This is a genomic window from Pseudomonas lalkuanensis (assembly GCF_008807375.1).
Taxonomy (GTDB): Bacteria; Pseudomonadota; Gammaproteobacteria; order Pseudomonadales; family Pseudomonadaceae; genus Metapseudomonas; species Metapseudomonas lalkuanensis.
This window is the reverse complement of record NZ_CP043311.1, coordinates 186,466-212,175: the sequence shown is the minus strand read 5'-3', so window position 1 is coordinate 212,175 and position 25,710 is coordinate 186,466. Positions and strand designations below refer to the sequence as shown.

Below are 25,710 nucleotides of genomic sequence, written 5' to 3'. Positions count from 1 at the left end.
CTGGAGAGCGACATGACGGACCGTGTCCCTGACCACCTCGACCTGCCCGAACTCACCCTGCGCGGACTGATATTGGGCGCGCTGATCACCCTGGTCTTCACCGCTTCCAACGTCTACCTCGGCCTCAAGGTCGGCCTGACCTTCGCCTCGTCGATTCCCGCCGCCGTGATCTCCATGGCGGTACTGCGCTACTTCAAGGGCTCGAACATCCTCGAGAACAACATGGTGCAGACCCAGGCATCGGCGGCCGGCACCCTGTCCTCGATCATCTTCATCCTCCCCGGCCTGCTGATGATCGGTTACTGGGCAGGTTTTCCCTTCTGGCAGACCGCGATGATCTGCGCCATCGGCGGCATCCTCGGCGTGCTCTACACCATCCCCCTGCGCCGTGTGATGGTGGTGCAGAGCGAGCTGCCCTATCCCGAAGGCGTGGCGGCGGCGGAGATCCTTCGGGTCGGCAGCAGCGACGAAGGCGACGACAAGACCGCAGCCCAGCGTCGCGGCGAACCCGGCCTGCGCGACATCCTCGGCGGCGGCCTGGTGGCCGCGGCCTTCAGCCTGTGCAGCAGCGGCTTCAAGGTGCTCGGCGAGAGCATCAGCTTGTGGCTGGGGGCCGGGCAGGCGGCCTTCCGCTTTTCCACCGGGTTCTCCTTCGCCCTGGTCGGCGCTGGCTACCTGATGGGCATCACCGCCGGCATCGCTATCCTCGTCGGCGTGCTGATCTGCTGGGGTGTGGCGGTGCCGCTGCTGACCTTCAACGCCATGCCGGCCGAGGGCCAGGGCTTGAGTGAGCTGGCCACCCAGCTGTGGAGTTCGCAGGTACGTTTCCTCGGCGCCGGCACCATCGGCATCGCCGCGCTCTGGACCCTGGCCACCCTGTTCAAGCCCATGGCGCAAGGCGTGTGGACGTCACTTCGCGCCGTTCGCGGCAGGGGCGAGATAAGCACCGCTCGCACCGAGCGCGACATGCCGCCCAGGTCGATCCTGCTGCTGGCTGGGCTGCTGTTGCTCGCGCTGCTCGGCGTCTTCGCCAACTTCCTCCACGAGGCCGCGCCGGAATTGTCCGGCTTCGGGTTCTGGGGCTTCGTGGCCGGCTGCGTGTTCTTCGCCTTCTTCTTCGGCTTCCTGATCGCCGCCGCCTGCGGCTACATGGCCGGGCTGGTGGGTTCGTCCAGCAGCCCGATCTCCGGCATCGGCATCATCGCGGTGATCCTGGTGTCGCTGCTGATCCTCGGCATGGGCAGCCTGGAGACCGGCCTGCTGCAACTGGCGGGCGGCAAGGTCGCTATCGCCCTGGCGCTGTTCACCACCTCGGTGGTACTGGCCATTGCGGCCATCTCCAATGACAACCTGCAGGACCTCAAGACCGGCTATCTGGTGGGCGCCACACCCTGGCGCCAGCAGGTAGCGCTGATCGTCGGCTGCCTGGTTGGCGCACTGGTGATCCCGCCGGTACTCGATCTGCTGTACAGCGCCTACGGCTTCCCCGGCGCCCTGCCCCGCGAAGGCATGGACGCGCAGCAGGCCCTCGCCGCGCCCCAGGCCACGCTGCTGACGGCCATCGCCAGCGGTATTTTCAACGACGCACTGAACTGGAACATGATCCTCATCGGCGTGGCGCTGGGGATCGCCCTGATCCTCGTCGACCTCGCCCTGCGCCGCACCCGCAAGGCCAGCCTGCCGGTGCTGGCGGTGGGGCTGGGCATCTACCTGCCGCCGACCATCGGCATGACCCTGGTGATAGGTGCGGCGCTGGGCTGGATCATCGATCGTCGCCTGCAACGGCACGCCACGGCCGCCGGGCAGGCGCTGGACGGCTACGCCGAAGTGCCCCGTCGCCGGGGCGTGCTGCTGGCCTCGGGGCTGATCGTCGGTGAGAGCCTGATGGGCATCCTGCTCGCCGGGCTGATCGGCACTTCCGGCAAGGATGCCCCGCTGGCCCTGGTCGGTCCCGGTTTCAGCGAAACCGCCGAATGGCTCGGCCTCATCGTCTTCGCCCTGGTTTGCATCGCGTTCTGCCGGCATGTGCTGGGCACGCAACGTGGGGGCGAATTCATTCGCGAATAAATTCGCTCCCACAGGTTCACCAACCTCACAGAACCTAGGGTGCCCTGTGCGCACCGATTCCGGAATCGGCTTCGGCACCCCGTCAAACCGCTGGTGCGCACGGCGCACCCTACCGAATCGGCTTCATCCGGCTGGCCATTGACATGCCGCCCAACTCCCGCAGGTATTCCCAGGGATAGATGCCGCGCTCGTGGCCGTCGCTGAACACCAGTTGCACGCCATAACCCTGCAGGGCGATGCGCTCCAGGCGCACGCCCTCATCCACCATGGATATCACCCCGCGCAGCCGCGCCGACTTGCATTGCGAGCAGGGGCAGGCGCCACGCAGGCGGGTGTGGCTGATCTGCTGTTGCTCACCATCGGCCCACTCCAGGGTCAGCTGCGCCTCGCCGAGGGAATTGCGCAGGCTGTTGGGGGTATCCATCAGGCCACCCCCTGCAGTTGCGCCAGAGCGATGCGCACGGCCTTGCGCACTTCCGGGTCGCCGTCGGCTTCCGCCTGACACAACGCCGGCAACGCGGCGGCATCGCCCAGTTCGCCCAGGGACAGCGCCGCTTCCTTGCGCAGGTTGGCGATGCCATGGCCAAGCAGGGTGGCCAGCTCGGCGAGGGCCTGCCGATAACGCAAGCGCCCCAGGGCACGGGCGGCGCGCAGGCGGACCTGCCAGTAGTCGTCCTCCAGGGCCTTGACCAGCGCGGGGCCGGCTTCGGCCAGCCCGACCTTGCCGAGGGTGGTGGCGGCTTCCTCGCGGACCTGCCAGGCGGTATCGCGCAAGGCCGCATACAGTGCCGGCAGTACCCCGGCATCGCGCGCCAGGCCAAGGGCGCCGGTGGCGGCGCGACGCACTTCGGTGTCGGCATCGTCGCTGGCCAGGCGCGCCAGCGCCGGCAGTGCCTCGCCGTGCTTGAGCCAACCCAGGATGCCCACTGCCTCGCGGCGCACCGTCGCGTCGCTGTCGCTCAGCGCCAGCAGCGCCGGACCTGCCGCATCCTCCAGGCGCAATTCGCGCAGGGCACGCAGGGCGCTGCTGCGCACGAAAGCATCGGCGTGAGTCACCCAGGGCAGGATCAGTTGCCCCGCCTCCAGGCTCTTCAGCTCGCTCAGACTCTGGGCGGCGGCCAGGCGCACGGGTTCGGCGGCGTCCGCCAGGGCGGCACACAGGGCCTGCACGACTTCCGGCTCTTCCCAGGCTTCCAGCAGGCGCGCGGCCTCGGCGCGCACCTCGGCGGCCGGGTCCACCACCAGCGCGTCGGTGAGCCAGGGCAGGCCCTCCGGGTCTTCCAGGTCGGCCAGTTCGATCAGGGCGATGCGGCGCACACCGGCATCGTCAGCGGCGAGGCGTGGCAGCAGGTCGAGAATGTCGGGGTTGTCGGTTTCACGGATGGTCATAGGGCGACTCGCAAGGGCGGGTGGTCGGTAGGCAGTCCCAGCGGGGTCAGGCGTGGCAGCTCGCGGCCGTCTTCATGGCGCAGCAGTTCCAGGCAATGACGCTTCAGATGGGTGAAGCCGGGGCTGGTGAGCAGGCTGGCGCGGCGCGGACGCGGGAAATCCAGGCGCAGGTCTTCAATGAAGCGGCCGGGACGCGGGCTCATCACCAGGATGCGGTCGGCGAGGAACAGCGCCTCGTCGATGTCGTGGGTGACGAACACCACGGTGGTGCGGATGCGCGTCCAGATATCCAGCAGCAGTTCCTGCATGCGCGAACGGGTCTGTGCGTCCAGCGCGCCGAAGGGTTCATCCATCAGTAACAGACGAGGGCGATTGATCAGCACGCGGGCGATCTCGGCGCGCTGCTGCATGCCGCCGGAGAGCTGGCTGGGCCAGCGTTCGGCGAAATCCGCCAGCCCCACCAGGCCGAGGAACTCGGCGGCGCGGCGCTGCCTTTCGAGCTTGCCGATGCCCTGCATCTTCAGGCCGAAGGCGACGTTGTCGAGCACGCTGCGCCAGGGCAGGAGCGTGTGGTGCTGGAACACCATGCCGCGCTCGGGCGACGGTCCCTCGACCGGCTGGCCATCCACATCCAGGCGGCCGGCGCTGGGCTTGAGGTGGCCGGCGAGGGCGCCGAGCAGGGTCGACTTGCCGCAACCCGAAGGGCCGAGGATGCAGACGAACTCCCCCGGTGCGATGACGAAGTCCAGGGACTGCACGGCCTCGAAGGCATCGCGGCCCTGCCCCAGGCGGATGGAGACGCCTCTGGCCTCGATGCGGCCAGGTTCCACAGCACGTTCGAAGCTGCTCATCAGGCGTTCCTCCGCACGTGATACCAGGGCGTGGCGAGCGCGCCCAGGCGCTTCACCAGGGCGCTGCTGCCCATGCCGAGCAGGCCGATCAGCAGCATGCCGACGACGATGTCGGCGTAGTTCTGCACCACGTAGGATTCCCAGGTGTAGTAACCGATGCCGAACTGCCCGGAGATCATCTCGGCGGTGACCAGGCAGAACCACGACGTCCCCATGCCGATGGCCAGGCCAGTGACGATGCTCGTCGCCGCGCCGGGCAGTATCACTTCACGGAGGATCGCCAGCCGCCCGGCCCCCAGGCTGCGCGCCGAAGCGATCAGGCGCGGGTCTACCGCTTCCACGCCGTGCACGGTGTTGAGCAGGATCGGGAACAGTGCGCCGGTGAAAGTGATGAACACCATCGACAGCTCGGACGAGGGAAACATCAGGATGGCCAGGGGAATCCAGGCCACCGCGGGAATCGGCCGCAGCACTTCCAGCGGCGGCAGGAGGCTGTCCTCGGCCCATTTCGAACGGCCGATGAGCAGCCCCAGCAGCACGCCCAGCAGGGCGGCGGCGAGGTAGCCGGCGAACACCCGCGACAAGCTGCTGCCAAGGTGTGGCAGCAGCTTGCTGGAGTGCGCCAACTGCCAGGCCGCTTCGAGCACGGCGGCGGGCGTGGGTACGTAGGTGAAGGTGAACAGCCCGAGGTCCAGGCGCGCGTTGGCGGCCAGCTGCCAGAACAGCAGGCAGGCGGCCAGCGAGGCGAGGCGCAGGGGCCAGCGGTAGAGATTCGTCATGGGAACTCCTCCGATTCCCGTAGGGTGTGCCGTGCGCACCGGGAAGCCCGCAGTGGGATTCCGGTGCGCGCAGCGCGCCCTACGTTGGCGTCAGCGCTGGGCCACCAGCTTCTGGTTGGCGCTGACGAAGTCGAGCGCCGTGCCGCCATTCTGCTGGGCGTACTGCTCGGCCTGGGACTTGAGCAGGAAGGCACTCAGCTCACCCTTGTCGTTGCGCACGAACCAGGCCTGGTTGGCCAGCAACTTGATGCCGCTGTCGGTGGCCTGGGCGTAGATGGCGCGGATGTCCTTGCCTTCCTGCTCCAGCTGCGCCAGCGCGCTCAGAGCCGCTTCCGGCGACGCGTAATGGCGCACCTTGTCTTCGCCACGCACCCAGATCTGCGCCAGGCGCTTGAAGTCGGTGATGGGCTTGCCGGTCACCGCGTCGTTGGCCTTGAGCGGCAGCGGCTCGTAGTTCTTCAGGGCCTTGTCGTAGTCCTGGCCCGCTGCCTTGAACGCCGCACGGATGTACTGGTCGTCGATGAACTTGCCGGTGTCCAGGCCACGGTCGGTCTTCTTCAGCAGCTTCAGGGTGTCGATGGAGGTGGCGACCGCCTTGCGGTATTCAGGCTTCCAGGTGAGATCGCGGGTCTGCAGGCCGAGGGGGCCGTGGAACAAGTAGTTCACCTCGGCCTCGATGCCGGTGACCTTCTCGATCAGCTCGCTGTACTTCTCAGGCGACTCGGCGAACAGGCGGTCGGCCTCCAGGCTGGCGCGCAGGTAAGCGGTGACGATCTCCGGGTATTTCTTCGCATAGGCCGCGTCCACCAGCGCCCCGTGGAAGGTGGGCGCCTCGGCCTGGGAGCCGTCGTAGATCTTCCGCGCGAAGCCACGGTTGGGGAACAGCTCGGCGAAGGGCACGAAGTCGGCGTGGGCCTCGATGCGGTTGCTGCGCAGGGCGGAGCCGGCGATCTCCGGCGGCTGGGCGATGATCCGCACATCCTTCTCCGGATCCCAGCCCTGGGCAGCGACAGCGCGCAGCAGCATGCCGTGGGCGGTGGAAGCGAAGGGCACGGAAATGGTCTTGCCCTTGAGCTCGGCCAGCGATTGAACCGGCGACGAAGCCGGCACCACGATGCCGTTGCCGCTACCGCGGGTGCTGCCCGAAAGCACACTGATGAACAGGCTCTGCTTGCCGGCATCCAGATGCGCGACGCCGTTGAAGGAGCCGGGGAAGTCGGCCATGGCGCCGAAGTCCAGCTTGCCGGCGACCATCTCGTTGGTCAGCGGCGCGCCGCTGGTGAAGTTCTTCCACTCCACCTGGTAGTCGGCGTCCTTGTACTGGCCGTCATGGGGCAGGTACTTCTCCAGCAGGCCCAGCTCGCGGATGAGCAGGCCGCCGGTGGCGCAGTTGATGGTGGTGTCCTGGGTGCCGATGGCGATACGGATGGTTTCCGCGGAGGCGGACAGGCTGGAGATGGCCAGCGCAAGGCCGGCGACGGTTGCACGAAGACGCATGGGTTTTTTCCCCTCGAATCATGAGTATTGGAATCGTCTCCGCCACGTGGTCGGGTGGTGGGAAACGAGGGGGCTTTCAGGTGAGGCGTCCGGGGGTTGGCCGGATGGCTTTTGCTTTCTGGTTTTGGGTAGGGACACTCGGTCAGCGCAGCAGATAAGGAATCTCCACCTTCACCGCGCCAGTCGGGCAGTCCTTCTCGCAGGGCATGCAGTACCAGCATTCGTCGAAGGCCATGTAGGCCTTCTGGGTGGCCGGGTTGATGGCCAGAAGGTCCATCGGGCAGACCTCGACGCAAACGGTGCAGCCCTTTTCGGCGATGCACTTGTCTTCGTCGATGGTCACCGGCGCGCTGCTGCGGAAGAAGATTTCCTGGGGTTGATGGGCCATTTCACGATTTCCTCGGAGCCTGGGGCTCTCGGCTTGCTCTTTGGTGGGAGCGGCTTCAGCCGCGAAGAGCGCAGCGCACTCCCGCTTTCATCCGCTGGCCGGTTCTGCGAACCGGTTGTTGGGCTTCGCTTCGCTCTGCACCAACCTACGCTGCCGCTTCGGCCTTCACTCGCAGGCGGTCGTAGGCCTGCTGCTCTTCCGCATCCAGCGGGATCAGGTAGGGCTCCACGGCTTTCTTGAAGCTGGTCATGCGGCCGTCCTCGCCCTTCTTCAGGTGGCAATGGCAAAACCACTCGGCGTCGTTGCGTTCGGGGAAGTCCACACGATGGTGGTACAGGCCCCAGCGGCTTTCGGCACGGAACAGCGATGCGCGGGCAGCCATTTCGGCGCAGTCGCGGATCACCGCCACTTCCATTGCGCGCATCAGTTCGTGGGGATTGCTGGCCTTCATCTGCGCCAGGTCCCGTTCGATCTCGGCGAAACGCGCGAGGCCGATTTCCATCTTCTTGGTCACCTTGGGCGGCTGCAGGTAGTCATTCACCATGCGCCGCAGCTTGTATTCCACCTGGGCCGGCGGCAGGCCGTGCTCGCGCTCCAGCGGTGCGAAGACCCGCGCCCGCTCGCGCTCCACCTGCACGGCATCGACTTCGGCGAAGTCGCGACCGGCCACGTAGTCCGCCGCGTTGACCCCGGCGAACCAGCCGTAGGTGAAGGCGCCGAGCATGTAGTTGTGCGGCACTGCCGCCATGTCGCCCGCCGCGTACAACCCTTTCACCGACGTTTCGGCCTTCTCGTTGACCCAGACGCCCGAGGCCGAATGCCCGGAGCAGAAGCCGATCTCGGAGATGTGCATCTCGACCATCTGCGAGCGGTAGTCGGTGCCCCGGTTGGCGTGGAATTGACCACGGCTGGGACGCTCGTTGCTGTGGAGGATTTCCTCGATCGTCTGGATGGTTTCCTCGGCCAGGTGATCGAGCTTGAGGAACACCGGGCCGTTGCCGCCTTCGAGCTCCTGGTGGAACTCCCACATCATCTGGCCGCTCCAGTAGTCGCACTCGATGAAGCGCTCGCCCTTGCTGTTGGCGGTATAGCCGCCCAGGGGGCCGGTGACGTAGGCGCAGGCCGGGCCGTTGTAGTCCTTGATCAGCGGGTTGATCTGGAAGCACTCCAGGTTCGAAAGCTCCGCCCCGGCGTGATACGCCATGGCGTAACCGTCGCCGGCATTGGTGGGGTTCTCGTAGGTGCCCATCAGGTAGCCGGAAGACGGCAGGCCGAGGCGGCCAGCGGCGCCACAGGCAAGGATCACCGCCTTGGCGCGGATCACCCGGAACTCGCCGCTGCGGCAGTCGAAGCCCATTACCCCGCTCGCCGCACCCTCGCCATCCAGCAGCAGCCGGGTGCAGACGATACGGTTGCTGATCTCCACCCGCGCACGCTTGAGCTGGCGGTAGAGCACCTTCTTGATGTCGTGCCCCTCGGGCATCGGCAGCACGTAGGCGCCCATGTGGTGGACCTTCTTCACCGCGTAGTCGCCGGTCTCGTCCTTCTCGAACTTCACACCCCAGCGGTCCAGTTGCTCGATGGTTTGGAAACTGTGGGTGGCGTAGGCATGCACGGTCGCCTGGTTGACGATGCCGTCGTTGGCGATGGTGATTTCCTTGGTGTACTGCTCGGGCGTCGCGTGGCCCGGGATGATGGCGTTGTTCAGGCCGTCCATGCCCATGCTGATGGCGCCGCTGCGCTTGACGTTGGCCTTGTCCAGCAGCAGCACGCGCAGCTCGCGGTTCTTTTCCTTGGCCTTGATGGCGGCCATGGGGCCGGCGGTGCCACCGCCGATGACGACGATGTCGTATTCCTGTTCTCGGGTGCTCATGCCTGGGGTCCCTTCTGGCGGTCGATGCGCAGGCGGTACTGGAAGGCATCGCCGCGGTAGTAAAGGTGTTCGAAGTCCAGCGGCGTGCCGTCGGCGGCGTGGGTGAGGCGCTCGATGCGCATGATCGGCGAGCCCTCTTGCACTTCCAGCGCCTGGGTCAGGTCGTCGTCGGCGAGCACCGCATCGATGGCCAGATCGGCATGACCGAGGGGAATGCCGCAGTCGTTCTCGAGGATGAGGAAGATGTCGCGGGTGGCGAGGTCGGCCTTCTCCAGCTTCTCGCCCACCGCCTTCGGCAACCAGGTGACTTCCAGGGAGACCGGCTCACGGTTGATCAGGCGCACACGGCGGATTTCGGTCACCGGGCTGCCTTCCTCCACCTGCAGGCGCGCCGCCACCAGGGCACTGGCCGGCACGTGCTTGAAGCTGCGCAGTCGGTTGAGCACCTCGTAGCCCATCTGGGTCATGGACTCGGCCAGGCCCTGGAGGGTGCTGACGTTCTGGAAAGCCTTTGGCTTGGCGACGAAGGTGCCCTTGCCGTGGATCTTGAAGATCAGGCCTTCCTTCTGCAGATCACCCAGCGCCTGGCGTACGGTGATGCGGCTGACGTTGCACGCCTTGCCCAGCTCGCTTTCCGAAGGCATGCGGCTGTGAGGCGGGTAGGTGCCGTCGAGGATGCGCCCGCGCAGAAGCTCCTTGAGCTGGCTGTAGAGCGGTACCGGGGAGAGGGGAAGCAGTTCGGCCATGTCGTTGTTCGCTCGCGATCCTTACTTGTTATAACAAGTTGTGGCGAGAGAATAGCGAGCATAAGAACGCGCAGTGAAATACTTTTATCGAATAAGGTTATGGCAGCCCGCTGAGGACGGATGTGGGAGCGAATTCATTTGCGAAAGCAGGCCAAAGGCCTGCCAATAGCGACCGCTGCGCGGTTCATCGCGAATGAATTCGCTCCCACAAGAAGACCCACAAGAACGCGCACCTCAGAGGCTATCCAACGCCTGCACGAAGTCCTGAACGATATCCGCCGCATCCTCGATACCCACCGACACGCGAATGGTGCCGTCGTGGATATCCAGTTCCGCCAGGGCTTCCGGCGACAGGGCGCGATGGGAGGTCTTGCCGGGGTGGGTGATGCTGCTGGCCACGCCCGCGAGCGACGGCGCGAAGGCGGTGTTGTTCAGGGCACGGATCAGCGCGTCCACCTCGGCCAGGCCGCCGTGCAGGGTGAAGCTGAGCATGCCCGAGGCGCCCTTGGGGAACAGACGCTGAGCCAGGGCGTAATCCGGGTGGGACGGCAGGCCGGGGTAGAACACCCGAGCCACCTTCGGGTGGGCTTCCAGGGCTTCGGCCAGGGCCTGGGCGTTGGCCGAGTGGGCCTTCATGCGCAGGGCGAGGGTCTTGGCGCCACGGAAGGTCAGCCAGGCTTCGAAGGGACTGGCGCTGCCCCCGGCATTGATCTGGAAGCGGCGCGCCTGGGCGATCCACTCGGCATCGCCAACCAGAATGCCGCCAGTGGCGTCGCTATGGCCGTTGAGGTACTTGGTGGTGCTGTGCAGCACCAGGTCGGCGCCCTCGGCCAGCGGGATGTAGAGCGCGGGCGAGAGGAAGGTGTTGTCCACCAGCAGCTTCAGGCCGCGCGCCCTGGCCAGCTTCGCCAGCGCCGGCACATCGCTGACCCGCACCAGCGGGTTGGAGGCGGTTTCGGTGTAGATGAGTTTCGTTGCCGGGGTGATGGCTGCTTCCACCGCCGCCAGGTCGTTGATCTCCACCAGGGTGGCGGTGATGCCGAAGCGCGCCAGCTCCTTCTGGATCAGGCTCTGGGTGGTGCCGTACAGCTCGCGGCTGGCGATCAGGTGGTCACCGGCATTCAGCCGGCCCAGCAGCGCCGCGCTCACCGAGGCCATGCCGGACGCGGAGAACAACGCCGCTTCGCCGCCTTCCAGTGCACACAGCAGCTCTTCCAGCGCCGCCTGGTTGGGGTTGGCGATGCGGGTGTACATGTAGTTGTCGGGGTTGCCGGCGAGGAAGTCGTCCACCTGCTCCAGCGAGTCGTAGACGAACACCGAGGATTCGTAGATCGGCAGGGTCTTGGGCCGGGTGACCATCCTGCGGTCGACCTCGTTGCCGCTGTGGACGGAACGGGTGGAAAGGCCGGGTTTGGGAGTGGACATGGGAATGCCTCCAAGGCAGGAGGCGGATTGGAACGCGTGTAGGAGCGAATTTATTCGCGAAGCAGGCCGAAGGCCTGCCAATCAGATCTGGCCCGCTTCGCGGTCCTGTCGCGAATGAATTCGCTCCCACAAGAAGACTCGATCCGCCCCGAAAAAAAGAACGCCGACGATAGTCGAGACTCGTCGGCGTGAGGAGGGGCGCACTGGCCGGTGCGCCACCGTGGCTAGCAGGTGATCAGAACGCCGGCACGACCGCGCCGGAGTACTTCTGCTCGATGAAGGCTTTCACCTCCGGGCTGGTCAGCGCGGCGGAGAGTTTCTTGATGGCGTCGCTGTCCTTGTTGTCCGGACGGGCCACCAGGTAGTTCACGTAGGGCGAGGTGCGGTCTTCTAGCACCAGCGCGTCCCTGGTCGGGTTCAGCTTGGCTTCCAGCGCGTAGTTGGTGTTGATCAGGGCCAGGTCGACCTGGTCCAGCACACGCGGCAGCAGGGCCGACTCCAGTTCCTTGAACTTGAAGTTGTGCGGGTTCTCGGCGATGTCCCTGGGGGTGGCCAGGGCGTTCTTCGGATCCTTCAGCTTCAGCACGCCAGCTTTCTGCAGCAGGATCAGGGCGCGGCCGCTGTTGCTGCCTTCGTTGGGGAGGGCGATGGTGGCGCCGTCCGGCAGCTCTTTCAGGGATTTGTACTTGCTGGAGTAGCCGCCGAAGGGCTCGACGTGTACGCCCTTGACGATCACCAGGTCGGTGCCTTTGCCGCTGTTGAAGTTGTCCAGGTAGGGCTTGGTCTGGAAATAGTTGGCGTCCAGACGCTTCTGGTCCACCTGCACGTTGGGCTGCACGTAGTCGGTAAAGACCTTCACTTCCAGGTCCACGCCTTCCTTGGCCAGCTGAGGTTTGATCAGCTCCAGGATTTCGGCGTGGGGTACCGGGGTGGCGGCGACTACGAGCTTCTCGCCGGCCTGGGCGAAGGTTACGGACAGGGCGGCAGCCAGAGCGGTCAACAGCAGGGTCTTCTTCATGATGATCCTTTTCGATTCTGCGGCTCCGGCTGGATCTTCAGCCGCGAGCAAGTGTTGGGATGCCCGGTCCGGGTGCGCCGGGTTGAGGCGACACTACGAAGATTGTTTATAACTAACAAATATTATTTTTTTATTTTTATATTCCATTTTTGACATGAGAACAGGTCGCCCGATGCCGTCTCCGCCCTGACTGACCAGTACTTTCATGTCGCCTCTGAGAATTGCCTGCAAAGCGCAGGCTCACTAGAGTGGCAGGCTTCGCAACTGCCCAGTGAGCCGCTGTCATGCTCAACGCCGCCCTCGCCCGCTTTTCCCGCCTGGAACTGGTTCCCTCGCCCACCCCGCTGGAGAAGCTGGAGCGGCTCTCACGCCAGCTTGGTCGTGACGTCTTCGTGAAGCGCGACGACATCACGCCCTTCGCCCTGGGCGGCAACAAGGTGCGCAAACTGGAATTCCTCGCCGCCGACGCCCTGGCCCAGCGGGCCGATACCCTGGTCACCGCGGGCGCCATCCAGTCCAACCACGTGCGCCAGACGGCGGCACTCGCCGCGCGACTGGGCCTTGGCTGCGTCGCGTTGCTGGAAAACCCCATCGGCACCTCCGACAGCAACTACCTCGGCAATGGCAACCGCCTGCTACTGGACCTGTTCGGCACCGAGGTCGAACTCGTGCCGAACCTGGACAACGCCGACGAACTCCTCGCCGCCACCGGCGAACGCCTGCGCGCCGCTGGCAAGCGTCCCTACCTGGTCCCGATCGGCGGCTCCAACGCCCTGGGCGCGCTGGGCTATGTGCGTGCCGGCCTGGAACTGGCCGAACAGATCAAGGCGAGCGGCGAGCACTTCTCCGCCGTGGTGCTGGCTTCCGGCAGCGCCGGCACCCATGCCGGCCTCGCCCTGGCACTGGAACACGCCCTGCCCGGCACGCGCGTGGTCGGCGTCACCGTATCGCGCCCGGACGCCACCCAACGGCCCAAGGTGGAAGGCCTGCTGCAACGCACCGCCGAGCTGCTCGGCGTACCGGTTCCGGCCGGGCTCAAGGTGGAGTTGTGGGACCAGTACTTCTTCCCGCGCTATGGCGAACCGAACGCCGGCACCCTCGCCGCCGTGCGCCAGGTCGCCAGCCACGAAGGCTTGCTGCTGGACCCGGTCTACACCGGCAAGGCCTTCGCCGGCCTGCTGGATGGCATCGCCAAGGACGCATTCGAAGGCGATGGGCCGGTGCTGTTCCTGCACACCGGTGGCTCCCCCGCGTTGTTCGCCTATCATCCTGCGGGTACCCCGTGACTCCTGCTTATGCTTTTTTTTGAAGCAATGAATAATTTTTAATTATTTTATTGCATATAACCAAATCCCTAGAGTTGCCCCACCTTTAGACACCTGCCCCGTGAGGCTCATATGACATTTGCTACCCTGCGTCGCCAGTTCATCCTCGGCAGCCTGAGCCTGGTGCTCGGCGCCAGTTTCGTCGGCACCAGCTCCGCCGCCGACCTGCTCCAGGACATCCAGCAGAAAGGCGCTATCAAGGTCGGCCTTGAAGGCACCTACCCGCCCTTCAACTACCAGGACGAGAGCGGCAAGCTGACCGGCTTCGAAGTGGAACTGGCCGAGGCCCTGGCCAAGGAGCTGGGCGTGAAGGCCGAGTTCCAGCCGACCAAGTGGGACGGCATTCTGGCTGCGCTGGAATCCAAGCGCCTGGACGTGGTGATCAACCAGGTGACCATCTCCGACGAGCGCAAGAAGAAGTACGACTTCTCCACGCCCTACACCGTCTCGGGCATCCAGGCGCTGGTGCGCAAGGGCACCGAGGGCGGCATCAAGTCCGCTGCCGACCTGGCTGGCAAGAAAGTCGGCGTGGGCCTTGGCACCAACTACGAGCAGTGGCTGAAGGAAAACGTCCCGCAGGCCGACATCCGCACCTACGACGATGACCCCACCAAGTTCCAGGACCTCAACGTCGGCCGCATCGACGCCATCCTGGTGGACCGCCTGGCCGCCTTCGAAATGGTCGAGAAAACCGGTGGCAAGCTGGCCGTGACCGGCGAACCCTTCTCCCGCCAGGAAGCCGGCATCGCCCTGCGCAAGGGCAACCCGGAACTGCTGGCCGCCATCGACAAGGCGCTGGCCAAGCTGAAAGCCGACGGCACCCTGAAGAAGCTCTCCGAGAAATGGTTCAAGGCTGACGTGACCCAATGATCGACGCAAGCCTTCAACTTGCGCTGGATTCCGCGCCCTTCCTGTTGAAGGGCGCGGTTTTTACGGTAGTACTGAGCCTCGGCGGCATGTTCTTCGGACTGCTGCTGGGGTTCGTCCTCGCCCTGATGCGCCTCTACGGTTTCACCGCCCTGCAGTGGATTTCGCGGATCTATGTGTCCTTCTTCCGTGGCACGCCGCTGCTGGTGCAGTTGTTCATGATCTATTACGGCCTGCCGCAGCTGGGCATCCAGCTCGAACCGCTGCCCGCGGCGCTGATCGGCTTCTCGCTGAACATGGCCGCCTACACCTCGGAAATCCTCCGCGCCGCCATCGCCTCCATCGACCGGGGCCAATGGGAAGCCGCCGCCAGCATCGGCATGAGCCGCACCCAGACCCTGGTCCGCGCCATCCTCCCGCAGGCCGCGCGCACCGCCCTGCCGCCGCTCGGCAACAGCTTCATTTCGTTGGTCAAGGACACCGCCCTGGCCGCCACCATCCAGGTGCCGGAGCTGTTCCGCCAGGCGCAGCTGATCACCGCGCGCACCTTCGAGATTTTCACCATGTACCTGGCCGCCGCGCTGATCTACTGGGTGCTGGCCACCGTGCTGTCGCACTTCCAGGGCCGCCTCGAGGCGCGGGTCAACCAGCATGAGCAGGACAGCTGATGATCACCGTCCGTAACCTGACCAAATCCTTCAAGGGCCAGGAGGTGCTCAAGGGCATCGACCTGACCATCGAGCCGGGCGAAGTGGTGGCCATCATCGGCCCCAGCGGCTCGGGCAAGACCACCCTGCTGCGCTGCCTCAACCTGCTGGAAGTGCCCAGTGGCGGGCTCATCCGCGTGGGCCAGATAGAAATCGACGCGAGCAAGCCGCTGAAGCAGCAGCAAGGGCTGATCCGCAAGTTGCGCCAGCACGTCGGTTTCGTCTTCCAGAACTTCAACCTCTTCCCCCATCGCACCGCGCTGGAGAACGTCATCGAAGGCCCGGTGGTGGTGAAAAAGGAACCCCGCGAGCGCGCCATCGAGAGGGCCCGCCGGCTGCTGGCCAAGGTCGGCCTGGCGGGCAAGGAAGATGCCTATCCCAAGCGCCTCTCCGGCGGCCAGCAACAACGCGTGGCCATCGCCCGCGCCCTGGCGATGGAGCCCGACGTGATCCTCTTCGACGAACCCACCTCGGCGCTCGACCCGGAGCTGGTGGGCGAAGTGCTCGCCACCATCCGTGGCCTGGCGGAAGAGAAACGCACCATGGTGATCGTCACCCACGAAATGAGCTTCGCCCGCGACGTGGCCAACCGCGCGATCTTCATCGACAAGGGCGTGATCGTCGAACAAGGCGATGCCAAGGCGCTGTTCAGCGCGCCGAAGGAAGAGCGCACCAAGCAGTTCCTGAGCAAGTTCATCAACGGCTAAAGCCACACCTCGACTTCACCTTCCGGGACTTATTGTGGGAGCGACTCTCACTGCCTTCAATGCGTAGGTTGCATTATTTTGTCGATTGACTCATTGAACTGCACGAAGAATGTTCGCCAATCTTCAAGTGCGGACTCATTAAAGATAGCCTCCACAATCCAGCCGTTACCTTGATCAAGTGTCAATATGCAAAAGGAACTGCTGCATACGAACATCGGAGGATTGCCAAGTTTCGTTTTATATTCGGAGGTGTCCTTGGGTACCCACCAGCCTCCAGGGAGTAATGGGGATTCGTAGCGATCCAGTCCTTCGTATTTGTTATTTGACTGGTCTGGAATTTTCGAAGCCGGATAGCGGCTTTTTATGGCTAGTTCAGATCTCTTCTTGTAGTGCTCAAAATAAGGGGTATTGTTTTTTATGTTTTTATTGACTGGGAATGGGAAAAGAAACGTCGGGCTCCCCTCCAGTCTTGCATGTTCCGCATTGCGCCCATCTAATGAATATTTGTAATGGACCTGAATGCTGTTCGGGTCGCTGCCAGGAGCGACTTTCAGTTCACACTCTCCGATTCCATGTGGAACGAAACCAGGCATGCAGTAATGCAAGAAGAAGCTCTTGCCTTCCGGAGAGCCGTATATTGGTGATTAGATTTGGTCAATTCTATAGTCTCTATCACCTACGGCGGGAGCAGGCCCATTCTTGGCCTTTCCAGAATTATTGCCGAACTCCATGGATAGGACAGTAGAAATTTGAAATAAAGAGATCAGCACAGTCGCGAAATAGATTATTCGCTTATTCTCCAATCTGGTGAATTCTTTTCCGGTGGCTGAGTTTTTCTTGGTTGAAAGCGAATATTTGCCACAGTTAAATTTCATAGGATTCCTTCCTGGTATTAACTGGGACGTACTTAACTTCTCTCGTTATCCTGCATCCAAGCCGGAATATCCCTCATCCCATGCAACACCCGCCAAACATCAATGTGATCTTCACGCTCGATATAGAAGACCAGGTAGGGATAGCGCTTCAACGTCCAGGAGCGCAGCCCTGGCAGATCGAGTTCATGGGCGTACCGTGATGACCCCGATTCGGGATGCCGGCTGATGTGCTTATAGGCCCGCTCCAGGGCGTCGATGAAGCCGAGAGCAGCTTGCTCAGTTGCCTCGCTCAGGTAGTAGCTGATGGCGTCGTCGATATCCTGATTAGCCAGTACCCGGGGAATGATGGGCTTGGCTTTCATGCCTTGGCGTTCCGTACCCGGTTGCGCAGTGCTTCGAAGTAGTTGTCATCGGCCGGGGCGGCAGGGGAGGAGGCGGCGCCGTCCAGGAGCAGGTTGCGCAGGCGCTGGCGGTCCTGGTCCTTGCGGATCAGTTCGCGGACATACTCGCTACTGGTGCCATAGCCGCGCTGGCTGACCTGATCATCGACAAAGCTCTTGAGGGCGTCGGGCAGGGAGATGTTCATGGTGCTCATGGGAATCCACCTTTTTGGCAAAATTTGCCAAAACATGTTAGCACCTGGTCCCGTGGCGGGTGCCGTGAAAGTGATGATGGATTGCCCGAAAGGCTCTGCCAGACCGAAGGCACTGAGCCGGTACGATGAGGAGCTGCAACTGATGGCAGATTTTTCGTGGTTCCTGTTCACCATCATCCCAGGCCTTGCTTGTGCGGTGCGGTCTCTTATCGACTATCGAAAGGGCATCGGGAAACCTGTCGGGCCGGCACTCCTGTTTGTTGATAGGACGCTGGTCGTTCTGGTTGTGCTGGAGCTTCTGGTTATGGGAACCATTTTCTGGCTGTGAGATTTCAGTGCCTTTCCAAGGCCTTTGGTACCCGTGGCAGGGGTCGAAGAAGTGTCGAAATCACAGGTACGAACTGTCGAAAATCGACACGGGCGAATGGCTGGAAGCCCTGAACTGAGCAGGGTTGCGACGTACTGAGCCAGCCCTCGGGATGATTCAACACCCACCGCCGCAAGTTCCGCCCCAGCGGTAAGCCCCCTGCAAGGAAATGCGCGTAGAATTCGCGCCCCTCGCAACACAGCCCCGCCACCGGAACCCGCATGAACCCGAGCACCCTCCTTTCCCTGCCGCTGCTGGCCCTTGCCCTGGGCGGTTTCGTCGTCGGCAGCAGCGAATTCATCATCATGGGCCTCTTGCCCGAAGTCGCCAAAGACCTCCAGGTCAGCCTTTCCGATGCCGGCCTGCTGGTCAGCGCCTACGCCATGGGCGTGGTGATCGGTGCGCCTCTGCTGGGCCCGCTGCTCGGTCGCCTGCCACGGCGCCAGGCACTGCTCTGGCTGATGGGCGCCTACGCCCTGGGCAACCTCGGTTGCGCCCTGGCGCCGAACTACGAGTGGTTGCTGGCCATGCGCATGTTCACCGCCTTCAGCCATGCCGGCTTCTTCGGTTGCGCCACCCTGCTCGCCGCTGAACTGGCCCCGCCGCATCGCCGCGCGTCGGCCATGGCCCTGGTGCTCAGCGGCCTGACCATCGCCAACGTGCTGGGCGTGCCGGCCGGCGCCTGGCTGGGACAGGCCACCAGTTGGCGGGTGACCTTCATGGTGGTGGCCGCACTCGGCTTCCTCACCCTGCTCGCCCAAGCCCTCTGGCTGCCCGCCACACCCAAGCCGCACGCCAACGCAGCCGGTGCCTGGGATGGCATCCTGCGCCGCCCGGTGCTGCACGCACTGTTCGTCTGCAGCCTGTCGTCGGTGGCGCTGTTCGGCGTGTTCACCTACATCAGCCCGCTGCTGCGCGATGTCTCCGGCTTCAGCCCGGAGCACGCCAACTTCGCCCTGCTGCTGTTCGGCATCGGCCTGACCCTGGGTAATCTGCTGGGTGGCCGCCTGGCCGACAAAGGCTTCCGCTATTCGCTGCCGCTGGCCTTCACCGTCAGCGCGCTGTGCCTGCTGGGCCTGTTCGCCTTCGCGCAGATTCCGGTCCTGGCCCTGGGCTGCCTGTTCCTCTGGGGCGTGGCCAGCTTCGCCATTTCCTCGCCGCTGCAATTGCTGCTGGTGGAGCAGGCCGGCGAATCGGCAAGCCTGGCCGCCACCCTCAGCCACGCCGCTTTCAACCTGGGCAACGCCAGCGGCGCCTTCGTCGGCGGCCTGTGGCTGAGCACCAACATGGGCCTGTCCAACCTGCCGCTGATGGGCGTGGGTGTGCTGGCCCTGACCATCCTCGTCTGCCTGCCGCTGCCGCGCCTGCGCTCGGTGAAGGACCACCTGAAAGCCACCGGGCAACTCCACCGGTAAAGTCCACCGCGCCCAGGGTGAATAGCGAAACGGACACTGCCGCCGTGGCCTTATTCACAACGAATCGTTCGCCCTGGGCAGGCGGAGCTGGCATTCGACCTGACTGATTCGCCGATACCCCGGGAGCGCGTGAGATGACTGGCGATGAGACTGATCGGGACGCTATCCGGCAGGTCGTGCGTGACTATGTCGACGGCATGCTCTTCGCCGATGAGAATCGCCTGCGCAGCGCCTTCCACCCGGACTGCCGCATCTCGCCTACCCCGCCAGCACTTCGGCGAACAACTGCCGCAGGTGGTCACGCTCGGCGTCATTGGCCGCCAGCCGGCGCAACTGCACGGCGAGCTGGGCGTAGCCCGGCAGGGGCGGCAGGTTGAGGTGCTGCGGCAGGATCTCGTCGCCCTCGCTGACCAGCAGGGCGAAGTGCACGCTGTTCTCCAGTTCGCGGGTGTTGCCCGGCCAGGGATAAGCCTCCAGCGCCGCCTGGGCTGCCGGGCCGATCAGGGGCAACGGCAGGTCAAGGCGCTGGGCGTAGATACCGAGGAAATACTCGGCCAGGGGCAGGATGTCGTCCGGGCGCTCACGCAGCGGCGGCAGTTCCACCCTCCCCTCGTCCAGGTACTGGTAGAGCCGCGCGTTGAACTTGCCGGCGTTCACCGCCTTGGCCAGGTCGATGCTGGTGGCGGCCACCAGGCGCACATCCACCGGTGTCGGTTGCTGGGCACCAACACGAACCACCTCGCGGCTTTCCAGGGCCGCCAGCAGCTTGCCCTGCAGGGGGAGCGGCAGGTCGCCGATCTCATCCAGGTAGAGCGTCCCGCCGTTGGCCGAGCCGAACCAGCCGGCGCGACTGCTGGCCGCGCCATTGTAGGCGCCAGCGGCATGGCCGAACAGCTCGGCCTCGGCGTAGGCCTTGCTGATGGCGCTGCAACTCACCGCCACGAACAGGCCGGGACGGTCGCTGGAGCGATGGATCTGCCGCGCCAGCAGTTCCTTGCCGGTGCCGGTCTCGCCCCGGATCAGCACCGGCAGCGCACTGGGCGCGAGCTGGTCGATCTCTTCGCGCAGGCGGCGCGAGCGCGCATCGACGAATACCAGTGCTCGGGCACGGATACTCAGGGGGCTGCGGTCGGCGTCGGCGAAGGTCAGCAGTGGCTGGCCGGGGTTTTCCTTGCTCATGGCGAAATCTCCCGCCGGGCCCAGGCTGAGGTGCAGCGGACCCTGGCGTCACAAAAATAGAAAGACTGAACCTGTTCAGGGTCGAGCGCGCTGGAGAAGAACATGGCGAGAACGGCGGAGGGCGCGGAGTTTACGAGCTGTAAATGAGCCGGCCCGAAGCCGTTTTCAACGCAGTCATTCCGACGCGCAGCCGATCCTGGGCAGGTTCTCAGGCGCGGCGGCGAGCAAGCTCTTCGACGCGGCTCTGCAGGCGATAAAGGTGGGCGAAACCCTGCTCCCAGGTGTGGTGCCCGGACTTCACGTTGATGTGTCCCGCACCGGTGAGGATGGCCACCTCGGAGCCCCAGTCGCGGGCCATTTCCAACGCCCGCTGGGGGCTGGCGGCATGGTCGTTGTCCGAACCCACCAACAGCGTCGGGAAGGGCAGCAGCCCACGCGGAATCGGCGCAAAGCCCTTGAGCGGCTCGGGGCAACCGGGGCGCTGCACATCCGCCGGGGCCACCAGCAGCGCGCCACGTACGCGGCGCAGCACATCCGGATCGGACTGGGCGGCCCAGTGGGCAACCGTCACGCAGCCCAGGCTGTGGGCGATGAGGATCACCGGGGTACGTTCGGCATCGATGGCGCGCTCCAGCACCTCCACCCAGGACCCGCGGTCCGGGTCGTTCCAGTCGGCCTGCTCGACCCGGCTGGCATTGGGCAGCGTGCGCTGCCAATGGCTTTGCCAATGCTCGTCGGGGGAGCCCTGCCATCCCGGCAGGATCAGGTAGCGAATGGCCTGGCTGCGCATGGCGAGCCCTCCTTGCTGAAATTCGATGTTGGCCAGTCTAGGCGCTGGTTATATATCTGTTAAGGAATAAGAATTTATTTGCTTATGCGTTATTAGCTTATAAGCCATCGTTAGCTGCACCTTCAGGCTGAGCTCACCCAGGGTGCTGACCCGGTGGATACCCGGGGCCGCCATGGGGACAAAAAGCGCCCGGAGCGGCTCGCACAGTCCGGGCCAACCCTGGATTCGCGACACCGGCCCCGTAGTCACGTCCGGGTTCAATCGGCCAGCACGATCTGGTCCTTCCCGCTGCGCTTGGCCTGGTACATGGCCGCGTCGGCGCGCGCGTAAAGGCTGTCGAGGCTGCCATCGTCGCGCAGGTTGGCCAGGCCCTGGCTGACGGTGATGCCGAAACTCGTGCCGTCGACGTTGAACGCCAGGCGGTGCACTTCCCGCTGCAGGCGCTCGGCGATCTGCAACGCCAGGTCCGGCGGGCAGCCGGGCAGCAGCGCGGCGAACTCCTCGCCGCCGATGCGGCCGAACAGGTCGCCGCGGCGCAACGTGTTGGCGCCACACTGGGCGATGCGCTGCAGCACCTGGTCGCCCATCTGGTGGCCATGGGTGTCGTTGATCTTCTTGAAGTCATCGACGTCCAGCAGGATGAACGCCAGTGGGCTGCCGAACTGCACGGAATGTTCGAACTCGCGCTGGGCGCATTCGAAGAAGTGCCGGCGGTTGCTGCTCCTGGTCAGCACGTCCGTGGTGGCCAGGCGATGCAGTTCGCCTTCCAGCTGCTTCTTCTCGGTGATGTCTTCGGCGATGCCGACGACGATGGTCGGATGCCCCTCCCCGCCGCGCTGGCTGATGAAGCACTTGTCGCTGATCCAGCGGAGCTGGCCGTCGGCGCGGATGATGCGGTACTCGCGCGCTTCGATGGCCCCCTTCTCCAGCACTTCGGCGAAGCTCTGCGCGGCGTAGTCCAGGTCGTCCGGGTAGATGCAGTTGCGCCACTCGCTGTAGTCCGCCAACAGCAGGGCTGCAGAGCGGCCGAACATGGTCTCGTAGGCGGGGCTGACGTAGATGATCCGCTGGGCCTCCCAGTCGAAGGCCCAGAGCACGGCATTCACGCTGCCCAGCAGGCTGCTGTAGATCGCTTCGCGCTCGCGCAGCCGTTCCACCTCGCCACGGCTGTGAAGCAGGGCGAGGGTGAGTTTTTCCAGTTCGCTTGGGGATTCGAGGGACGTTTCCATTCGGCCACTACCTTAAAAGGACCTGCCTTCGACAGATTAGGCGGGCAAAAGTGCTGCCGGCGGTCGAGCCGACGGTCAGGCGTGGCTGGCATGACGGAAGGCGGCGAAGCGGTTGAGCAACCGGTGCAGGGCGAACACCGCGACCAGGGTGAGGAACACCGCCACGCACACCGAACTCAGGCGGTAGGCAATGGAATAGACCACGTCATGCTGCGGCGTGAGGTACTGGCCGAAGACGATGGCCAGGGTGGTCAGCGCGCCGAAACCGATGCCCTGGGCGCCCTCCAGGACGTGGATGCGGGCGCAGCAGAAGGCCGCGGTCCAGTACATCAGGGTCACCAGCGGCAGTACGTCGTAGTGGCTGTAGAGCACCAGTTGCAGCACCAGCCCGATGGCGCAGCCCAGCAGCGTACCCATGGCGCGAATGCGCCCGGCGAAGCGGATGCCGTTCCAGTGCATGGGGAACAGCACCAGGATGGACGCCACCTGGGCCGACAGCGAATCACGCAGGTCGAAGCTCTGGAACACCATGAACGACAGGGTGGCGATGGTGGCCCCGAGCACCGCCTCGTGGCGCTGGCTGGGCAGGTCCTTGGCCGGCAGCTGCCGGGGCGGGCGCGGCTCGGTGTCGGGGAAGAGGTAGAACATCAGCCAGGCGATCAGCACCGTCAGGCCGGCAGCCACCAGGTTGCTGGTGACCAGGTCGTAGAGGTGGGTATCCGGGTAGCTGGCGAAATGCAGCTGGATGGACAGGAACACGCTGCCCAGTGCGCCGAACATGAACAGCGGCCCCTGGGCCATCAGTCGGAAACGCCAGAAGAACGCCAGGAAGGTCAGGGGCACCATCAGCTGCGGGCGGTCGCCGAACAGGCCGTAGATCAGCAGAACCTCGACGCTGACCACCACCGACTGCAAGAGGAACTGGCGGACGACGTGGGCGTTGATGCTCGGCGTGAGGCCAAGCAGGAGCATCGGGTAGACGCAGAAGAACGAGCCGTTGTCCCAACCCATCAGCTTGCAGATGAACAGCCCGAGACTGCCGCCACCGGCGAGGCGCAGGCACTGCCTGAGATCGTTCTCCGTGAGGGCTGCCTTGCGGTTCATCAGTACACGTAGTGCAGGATGCTGATCACGGCGATCTGCAGGCGACCGAAGAGGTCGGCCAGGAGCGAGTCGCGTGGGTAGAGCTGGACCGTTGCCTTGGCGCCGCTTGGCAGCGCGTGGGGCAAGGCTTCGGTGAGGCTGACGTGCAGGCGCTGGCGCTGCGCGTCGCGTACCCAGCGATCGGAAATCGCCGGGGCGGCGAGGTCGCCGTTGGCATCGAGCTGGCCTTCTTTCACGCCAGCGTCGATGGCGCTGACCCTGGCCTGGAAGATGTGCCCTGGCAGGGCGTCGAACACCACCGAGGCGCCGTCGTCCAGGCGCACGTAACGCAGGGCCTTCTCGCGAAAGTCGGCGCTGATATCAGCATCGTCCGCCACCAGTGCAGCCACCGGGTTGCCGGCGTGCAGGAAGGCGCCGGGGGACAGCTGCAGGTTGCTCAGGGTGCCGGCGCGTTCGGCGCGCACTTCGCTGTATTGAAGTTGCAGGCGGGCCTGGTCCAGGGCGTTGCGGGCCTGGCGCAGGCGCAGGTTGTCATCGCCGGCGGCACCGCGCTGGGCCAGCAGCTCGCGAATCCGCGCACCGGCAGCCGCCAGCTTGGCCTGGGCCGATTGGCGCTGGGCTTCGGTCTGTTCGAAGAGCTGGCGCGACACGTGCTGGCTCTGCACCAGGCGGCCTAGGCGTGCAGCCTCGCGCTGCAGCTCGGCGGCCGAGGCCTGGGCGGCGGCCTGGTCCGCACGGGCGGCGGCAATGGCGGCGTCGAACTGGCGGTTGTCCTGCCCGGCCTGCTCCAGCGCCAGCTCGGCGGCGCGCACGGCGAGGCGGAAGGGTTCGGGATCAAGTCGGAACAGCAGCTGGCCGGCCTCGACGTGCTGGTTGTTGGCGACGGCGACATCCAGGACCTGGCCGTCCACCCGTGGGGCGATGCGCAGCACCGGGCGGGTCAGTTGCGCCTGGGGCGTGATGGGCATCCACAGGTCCGCCGCCAGGAAGTAGGCGAACAGCAGGACGAACAGGACGATGGCCGCCTGGACCCGACGGGCGAATCTTTGATCCGGAGTCATGCGTACCTCGAAGGGGCCCGCCGCGAAGGCGGGTGGGAAGACGGGAACGGCAGGACCTCGGCCTTCGCCGCTCTGGGGAGCCAGTATATTTATCTGGGAATCGTGGATAATCTCGCGATTGCGAGAAGCTGCCTTACACGAGGGGTAACAATGGACACGCTCCACAGCATGCGGGTTTTCGTCCGGGTGATAGACACCGGCAGCTTCACCGCCGCCGCCCAGGCCATGGACCTGTCCACCGCCCAGGTGTCACGCCTGGTGTCGGAGCTGGAACAGCAGCTCCAGGCCCGCCTGCTGCATCGCACCACCCGCCGCCTGGCGCTGACCGAAGTCGGCGAACGCTACCTGCAGCGCTGCCGGCTGATCCTCGGTGAAGTGGACGAAGCCGCCGCCGAAGCGCGTGGCGCCCACCTCAAGCCCCATGGCCGCCTGCGGGTGCACACCATGACCGGCCTCGGCCTGCAGCACCTCACGCCACTGGTAGCGCGCTACTCCGAGCTGTATCCGGAAGTGGTGGTGGAGCTGACCCTGTCGCAGCGCACCCCCGACCTGCTGGAAGACGGCCATGACGTCATCATCACCTTCGCCCGCGAGCTGCCCGACTCGCAGATGGTGGCCCAGGTACTGGGGCCGATGTTCAGCGTGCTCTGCGCCGCGCCCGGCTACCTGAAGAAGCACGGCATCCCCGTCGACCCGGCGGACCTCCAGCATCACCGCTACCTGCGCCTGCTCGACCCGCTCTACGAGGACAGCTGGCTGTTCAGCGGCGAGCAGGGCGAGTTCAACGTGCTGCCCGCCGAGAGCTTCCAGGTGAACGTTGCCGAGTCCCTGGCCAAGGCCGCCCAGGCCGGCATGGGCATCTGCCTGCTGCCCTCCTTCGTCGCCTGCCCGCCCATGCGCGAAGGCAAGCTGCTGCGGCTGCTGCCGGAGCACCGCCTGCGCGAGCGCAACATCTATGCGATCTACCCCTCGCGGCGCTTCCTCGACGCCAAGATCAAGACCTGGGTGGAGTTCCTCAAGGCGGAGCTGCCCCCGTTGCTGACACAGGACGAGACCCTGCTGGAAGATCCGAAGCACTGGGCAATCAATTCCAAATTGTTGCGTCGCGAGAAATAGTTCTTCACTGAAACCGCTATTTTTCCCCTCCAGGGGCCTCCCTAAGATGGCGCCATGTTTCGCAAGAAACCATCCGAGAGGTTCCAAGCTATGCAACGTAATGCGATTTTTGCCGCCGTTTTCGCCGTATTTCCCCTGTTTTTCTCGCAACTGACCCTGGCCGAAGAGTCCGGCACCTTTGTTGCGCGCAATGCAGCGCTGGCCGAGCAGCGCGCTGACGCCGCCCAGCAGGAAGCAATCGCCAAGCAAGGCGCCGATCAGCAGAAGCAGTCCGAAGCCCGCCAGGACAGCTGATCCCCGCCCCTCCCTGTTCTCCACCTCCTGACGTTGATGCGTGACA

Annotated in this window: 28 protein-coding genes; 10 read left to right on the top strand and 18 right to left on the bottom strand. The window is 64.9% G+C overall.

Annotated features, from left to right (window positions below):
- The first annotated feature begins 12 nt into the window (after window positions 1–12).
- Window positions 13–2,067, top strand: coding sequence for an OPT family oligopeptide transporter (locus FXN65_RS01010; RefSeq protein ID WP_151131236.1), 2,055 nt, complete (start codon window positions 13–15; stop codon window positions 2,065–2,067).
- A 109-nt stretch (window positions 2,068–2,176) separates the two neighbouring features.
- Here FXN65_RS01010 and FXN65_RS01005 read toward each other — a convergent pair whose 3' ends face one another.
- The 10 genes from FXN65_RS01005 to FXN65_RS00960 all read right to left on the bottom strand — a co-directional run bounded on the left by FXN65_RS01005 (window position 2,177) and on the right by FXN65_RS00960 (window position 12,033).
- Complete coding sequence (locus FXN65_RS01005) at window positions 2,177–2,491, bottom strand: DUF971 domain-containing protein (RefSeq protein ID WP_151131235.1); 315 nt, start codon at window positions 2,489–2,491, stop codon at window positions 2,177–2,179.
- On the bottom strand, window positions 2,491–3,456 hold the full coding sequence (locus FXN65_RS01000; RefSeq protein WP_151131234.1) for a HEAT repeat domain-containing protein: 966 nt from the start codon (window positions 3,454–3,456) through the stop codon (window positions 2,491–2,493). The genes FXN65_RS01005 and FXN65_RS01000 overlap by 1 nt, the downstream gene beginning before the upstream one ends.
- Complete coding sequence (locus tag FXN65_RS00995) at window positions 3,453–4,307, bottom strand: ABC transporter ATP-binding protein (protein ID WP_151131233.1); 855 nt, start codon at window positions 4,305–4,307, stop codon at window positions 3,453–3,455. The genes FXN65_RS01000 and FXN65_RS00995 overlap by 4 nt, the downstream gene beginning before the upstream one ends.
- Complete coding sequence (locus FXN65_RS00990) at window positions 4,307–5,086, bottom strand: ABC transporter permease (protein WP_151131232.1); 780 nt, start codon at window positions 5,084–5,086, stop codon at window positions 4,307–4,309. The genes FXN65_RS00995 and FXN65_RS00990 overlap by 1 nt, the downstream gene beginning before the upstream one ends.
- 90 nt (window positions 5,087–5,176) lie before the next feature.
- The gene (locus tag FXN65_RS00985) at window positions 5,177–6,583 is read right to left on the bottom strand and encodes an ABC transporter substrate-binding protein (protein WP_151131231.1); all 1,407 of its coding nucleotides are present in this window, start codon (window positions 6,581–6,583) and stop codon (window positions 5,177–5,179) included.
- 142 nt (window positions 6,584–6,725) lie between these two features.
- Window positions 6,726–6,971, bottom strand: coding sequence for a 4Fe-4S dicluster domain-containing protein (locus FXN65_RS00980; protein WP_028629110.1), 246 nt, complete (start codon window positions 6,969–6,971; stop codon window positions 6,726–6,728).
- 145 nt (window positions 6,972–7,116) lie between these two features.
- Window positions 7,117–8,844 (bottom strand): fumarate reductase/succinate dehydrogenase flavoprotein subunit, encoded by a 1,728-nt coding sequence (locus tag FXN65_RS00975; protein WP_151131230.1) that lies wholly within the window; start codon window positions 8,842–8,844, stop codon window positions 7,117–7,119.
- Window positions 8,841–9,590, bottom strand: a complete 750-nt coding sequence (locus FXN65_RS00970; RefSeq protein ID WP_151131229.1) for a GntR family transcriptional regulator — start codon at window positions 9,588–9,590, stop codon at window positions 8,841–8,843. Before FXN65_RS00970 ends, FXN65_RS00975 begins: the two co-directional genes overlap by 4 nt.
- A gap of 234 nt (window positions 9,591–9,824) precedes the next feature.
- Window positions 9,825–11,015, bottom strand: coding sequence for a trans-sulfuration enzyme family protein (locus tag FXN65_RS00965; RefSeq protein ID WP_151131228.1), 1,191 nt, complete (start codon window positions 11,013–11,015; stop codon window positions 9,825–9,827).
- Between the two features lie 235 nt (window positions 11,016–11,250).
- Window positions 11,251–12,033 carry a MetQ/NlpA family ABC transporter substrate-binding protein gene (locus tag FXN65_RS00960; protein ID WP_151131227.1) on the bottom strand — a complete coding sequence of 261 codons (783 nt, stop codon included), beginning with the start codon at window positions 12,031–12,033 and terminating at the stop codon, window positions 11,251–11,253.
- A 284-nt stretch (window positions 12,034–12,317) separates the two neighbouring features.
- On the opposite strand from FXN65_RS00960, the gene FXN65_RS00955 reads away from it, so the two are divergent.
- From FXN65_RS00955 to tcyN, 4 genes are all read left to right on the top strand, one after another.
- On the top strand, window positions 12,318–13,319 hold the full coding sequence (locus tag FXN65_RS00955; protein ID WP_151131226.1) for a D-cysteine desulfhydrase: 1,002 nt from the start codon (window positions 12,318–12,320) through the stop codon (window positions 13,317–13,319).
- 111 nt (window positions 13,320–13,430) lie between these two features.
- Window positions 13,431–14,228: a cystine ABC transporter substrate-binding protein gene (gene tcyJ / locus FXN65_RS00950; RefSeq protein ID WP_151131225.1), complete on the top strand. Its 798-nt coding sequence runs from the start codon at window positions 13,431–13,433 to the stop codon at window positions 14,226–14,228.
- Window positions 14,225–14,893, top strand: a complete 669-nt coding sequence (gene tcyL, locus FXN65_RS00945) for a cystine ABC transporter permease (protein WP_069081501.1) — start codon at window positions 14,225–14,227, stop codon at window positions 14,891–14,893. The genes tcyJ and tcyL overlap by 4 nt, the downstream gene beginning before the upstream one ends.
- The gene (tcyN, locus tag FXN65_RS00940; protein WP_151131224.1) at window positions 14,893–15,639 is read left to right on the top strand and encodes an L-cystine ABC transporter ATP-binding protein TcyN; all 747 of its coding nucleotides are present in this window, start codon (window positions 14,893–14,895) and stop codon (window positions 15,637–15,639) included. Before tcyL ends, tcyN begins: the two co-directional genes overlap by 1 nt.
- A 56-nt stretch (window positions 15,640–15,695) precedes the next feature.
- On the opposite strand, the gene FXN65_RS00935 is transcribed toward tcyN, so the two are convergent.
- From FXN65_RS00935 to FXN65_RS00925, 3 genes are all read right to left on the bottom strand, one after another.
- The gene (locus FXN65_RS00935; protein ID WP_151131223.1) at window positions 15,696–16,232 is read right to left on the bottom strand and encodes a hypothetical protein; all 537 of its coding nucleotides are present in this window, start codon (window positions 16,230–16,232) and stop codon (window positions 15,696–15,698) included.
- Between the two features lie 314 nt (window positions 16,233–16,546).
- A complete protein-coding gene (locus FXN65_RS00930; protein ID WP_151131222.1) occupies window positions 16,547–16,876 on the bottom strand; it encodes a type II toxin-antitoxin system RelE/ParE family toxin in 330 nt (109 codons plus the stop codon).
- Window positions 16,873–17,109, bottom strand: a complete 237-nt coding sequence (locus FXN65_RS00925; RefSeq protein ID WP_151131221.1) for a type II toxin-antitoxin system ParD family antitoxin — start codon at window positions 17,107–17,109, stop codon at window positions 16,873–16,875. The genes FXN65_RS00930 and FXN65_RS00925 overlap by 4 nt, the downstream gene beginning before the upstream one ends.
- Here FXN65_RS00925 and FXN65_RS00920 point away from each other — a divergent pair.
- The 3 genes from FXN65_RS00920 to FXN65_RS28470 all read left to right on the top strand — a co-directional run bounded on the left by FXN65_RS00920 (window position 17,099) and on the right by FXN65_RS28470 (window position 19,268).
- Window positions 17,099–17,437, top strand: a complete 339-nt coding sequence (locus tag FXN65_RS00920) for a hypothetical protein (RefSeq protein WP_151131220.1) — start codon at window positions 17,099–17,101, stop codon at window positions 17,435–17,437. The two genes, FXN65_RS00925 and FXN65_RS00920, sit on opposite strands and share 11 nt — an antisense overlap.
- Window positions 17,438–17,697: 260 nt before the next feature.
- Window positions 17,698–18,891: an MFS transporter gene (locus tag FXN65_RS00915; protein ID WP_151131219.1), complete on the top strand. Its 1,194-nt coding sequence runs from the start codon at window positions 17,698–17,700 to the stop codon at window positions 18,889–18,891.
- Between the two features lie 134 nt (window positions 18,892–19,025).
- Entirely contained in the window at window positions 19,026–19,268 is a 243-nt protein-coding gene (locus tag FXN65_RS28470; protein WP_151131218.1) for a nuclear transport factor 2 family protein, read from the top strand.
- Here FXN65_RS28470 and FXN65_RS00905 read toward each other — a convergent pair.
- From FXN65_RS00905 to FXN65_RS00885, 5 genes are all read right to left on the bottom strand, one after another.
- Window positions 19,150–20,070 carry a sigma 54-interacting transcriptional regulator gene (locus FXN65_RS00905; RefSeq protein ID WP_151131217.1) on the bottom strand — a complete coding sequence of 307 codons (921 nt, stop codon included), beginning with the start codon at window positions 20,068–20,070 and terminating at the stop codon, window positions 19,150–19,152. The two genes, FXN65_RS28470 and FXN65_RS00905, sit on opposite strands and share 119 nt — an antisense overlap.
- 208 nt (window positions 20,071–20,278) lie before the next feature.
- Window positions 20,279–20,860 carry an RBBP9/YdeN family alpha/beta hydrolase gene (locus FXN65_RS00900; RefSeq protein ID WP_151131216.1) on the bottom strand — a complete coding sequence of 194 codons (582 nt, stop codon included), beginning with the start codon at window positions 20,858–20,860 and terminating at the stop codon, window positions 20,279–20,281.
- Window positions 20,861–21,117: 257 nt separating this feature from the next.
- The gene (locus FXN65_RS00895) at window positions 21,118–22,089 is read right to left on the bottom strand and encodes a GGDEF domain-containing protein (RefSeq protein WP_151131215.1); all 972 of its coding nucleotides are present in this window, start codon (window positions 22,087–22,089) and stop codon (window positions 21,118–21,120) included.
- Between the two features lie 75 nt (window positions 22,090–22,164).
- Window positions 22,165–23,193 (bottom strand): DUF2955 domain-containing protein, encoded by a 1,029-nt coding sequence (locus FXN65_RS00890; protein ID WP_151131214.1) that lies wholly within the window; start codon window positions 23,191–23,193, stop codon window positions 22,165–22,167.
- Window positions 23,193–24,254, bottom strand: coding sequence for an HlyD family secretion protein (locus FXN65_RS00885; protein WP_151131213.1), 1,062 nt, complete (start codon window positions 24,252–24,254; stop codon window positions 23,193–23,195). Before FXN65_RS00885 ends, FXN65_RS00890 begins: the two co-directional genes overlap by 1 nt.
- 150 nt (window positions 24,255–24,404) lie before the next feature.
- On the opposite strand from FXN65_RS00885, the gene FXN65_RS00880 reads away from it, so the two are divergent.
- Window positions 24,405–25,370: a LysR family transcriptional regulator gene (locus tag FXN65_RS00880; RefSeq protein WP_151131212.1), complete on the top strand. Its 966-nt coding sequence runs from the start codon at window positions 24,405–24,407 to the stop codon at window positions 25,368–25,370.
- 54 nt (window positions 25,371–25,424) lie between these two features.
- The gene (locus FXN65_RS00875) at window positions 25,425–25,664 is read left to right on the top strand and encodes a hypothetical protein (RefSeq protein ID WP_226283212.1); all 240 of its coding nucleotides are present in this window, start codon (window positions 25,425–25,427) and stop codon (window positions 25,662–25,664) included.
- The last annotated feature ends 46 nt before the right edge of the window (window positions 25,665–25,710 follow it).

Coding starts and splice junctions, on each gene's coding strand:
- FXN65_RS00925 (WP_151131221.1), bottom strand. CDS start 17,109: ATGAGCACCATGAACATCTCCCTGCCCGACGCCCTCAAGAGCTTTGTC.
- tcyN (WP_151131224.1), top strand. CDS start 14,893: ATGATCACCGTCCGTAACCTGACCAAATCCTTCAAGGGCCAGGAGGTG.
- FXN65_RS00885 (WP_151131213.1), bottom strand. CDS start 24,254: ATGACTCCGGATCAAAGATTCGCCCGTCGGGTCCAGGCGGCCATCGTC.
- FXN65_RS00975 (WP_151131230.1), bottom strand. CDS start 8,844: ATGAGCACCCGAGAACAGGAATACGACATCGTCGTCATCGGCGGTGGC.
- FXN65_RS00955 (WP_151131226.1), top strand. CDS start 12,318: ATGCTCAACGCCGCCCTCGCCCGCTTTTCCCGCCTGGAACTGGTTCCC.
- FXN65_RS00895 (WP_151131215.1), bottom strand. CDS start 22,089: ATGGAAACGTCCCTCGAATCCCCAAGCGAACTGGAAAAACTCACCCTC.
- FXN65_RS00960 (WP_151131227.1), bottom strand. CDS start 12,033: ATGAAGAAGACCCTGCTGTTGACCGCTCTGGCTGCCGCCCTGTCCGTA.
- FXN65_RS00935 (WP_151131223.1), bottom strand. CDS start 16,232: ATGCCTGGTTTCGTTCCACATGGAATCGGAGAGTGTGAACTGAAAGTC.
- FXN65_RS00915 (WP_151131219.1), top strand. CDS start 17,698: ATGAACCCGAGCACCCTCCTTTCCCTGCCGCTGCTGGCCCTTGCCCTG.
- FXN65_RS01005 (WP_151131235.1), bottom strand. CDS start 2,491: ATGGATACCCCCAACAGCCTGCGCAATTCCCTCGGCGAGGCGCAGCTG.
- FXN65_RS00985 (WP_151131231.1), bottom strand. CDS start 6,583: ATGCGTCTTCGTGCAACCGTCGCCGGCCTTGCGCTGGCCATCTCCAGC.
- FXN65_RS00980 (WP_028629110.1), bottom strand. CDS start 6,971: ATGGCCCATCAACCCCAGGAAATCTTCTTCCGCAGCAGCGCGCCGGTG.
- FXN65_RS00965 (WP_151131228.1), bottom strand. CDS start 11,015: ATGTCCACTCCCAAACCCGGCCTTTCCACCCGTTCCGTCCACAGCGGC.
- FXN65_RS00990 (WP_151131232.1), bottom strand. CDS start 5,086: ATGACGAATCTCTACCGCTGGCCCCTGCGCCTCGCCTCGCTGGCCGCC.
- FXN65_RS00930 (WP_151131222.1), bottom strand. CDS start 16,876: ATGAAAGCCAAGCCCATCATTCCCCGGGTACTGGCTAATCAGGATATC.
- FXN65_RS01000 (WP_151131234.1), bottom strand. CDS start 3,456: ATGACCATCCGTGAAACCGACAACCCCGACATTCTCGACCTGCTGCCA.
- tcyL (WP_069081501.1), top strand. CDS start 14,225: ATGATCGACGCAAGCCTTCAACTTGCGCTGGATTCCGCGCCCTTCCTG.
- tcyJ (WP_151131225.1), top strand. CDS start 13,431: ATGACATTTGCTACCCTGCGTCGCCAGTTCATCCTCGGCAGCCTGAGC.
- FXN65_RS00880 (WP_151131212.1), top strand. CDS start 24,405: ATGGACACGCTCCACAGCATGCGGGTTTTCGTCCGGGTGATAGACACC.
- FXN65_RS00920 (WP_151131220.1), top strand. CDS start 17,099: ATGGTGCTCATGGGAATCCACCTTTTTGGCAAAATTTGCCAAAACATG.
- FXN65_RS00905 (WP_151131217.1), bottom strand. CDS start 20,070: ATGAGCAAGGAAAACCCCGGCCAGCCACTGCTGACCTTCGCCGACGCC.
- FXN65_RS28470 (WP_151131218.1), top strand. CDS start 19,026: ATGACTGGCGATGAGACTGATCGGGACGCTATCCGGCAGGTCGTGCGT.
- FXN65_RS00970 (WP_151131229.1), bottom strand. CDS start 9,590: ATGGCCGAACTGCTTCCCCTCTCCCCGGTACCGCTCTACAGCCAGCTC.
- FXN65_RS00890 (WP_151131214.1), bottom strand. CDS start 23,193: ATGAACCGCAAGGCAGCCCTCACGGAGAACGATCTCAGGCAGTGCCTG.
- FXN65_RS00995 (WP_151131233.1), bottom strand. CDS start 4,307: ATGAGCAGCTTCGAACGTGCTGTGGAACCTGGCCGCATCGAGGCCAGA.
- FXN65_RS01010 (WP_151131236.1), top strand. CDS start 13: ATGACGGACCGTGTCCCTGACCACCTCGACCTGCCCGAACTCACCCTG.
- FXN65_RS00875 (WP_226283212.1), top strand. CDS start 25,425: ATGTTTCGCAAGAAACCATCCGAGAGGTTCCAAGCTATGCAACGTAAT.
- FXN65_RS00900 (WP_151131216.1), bottom strand. CDS start 20,860: ATGCGCAGCCAGGCCATTCGCTACCTGATCCTGCCGGGATGGCAGGGC.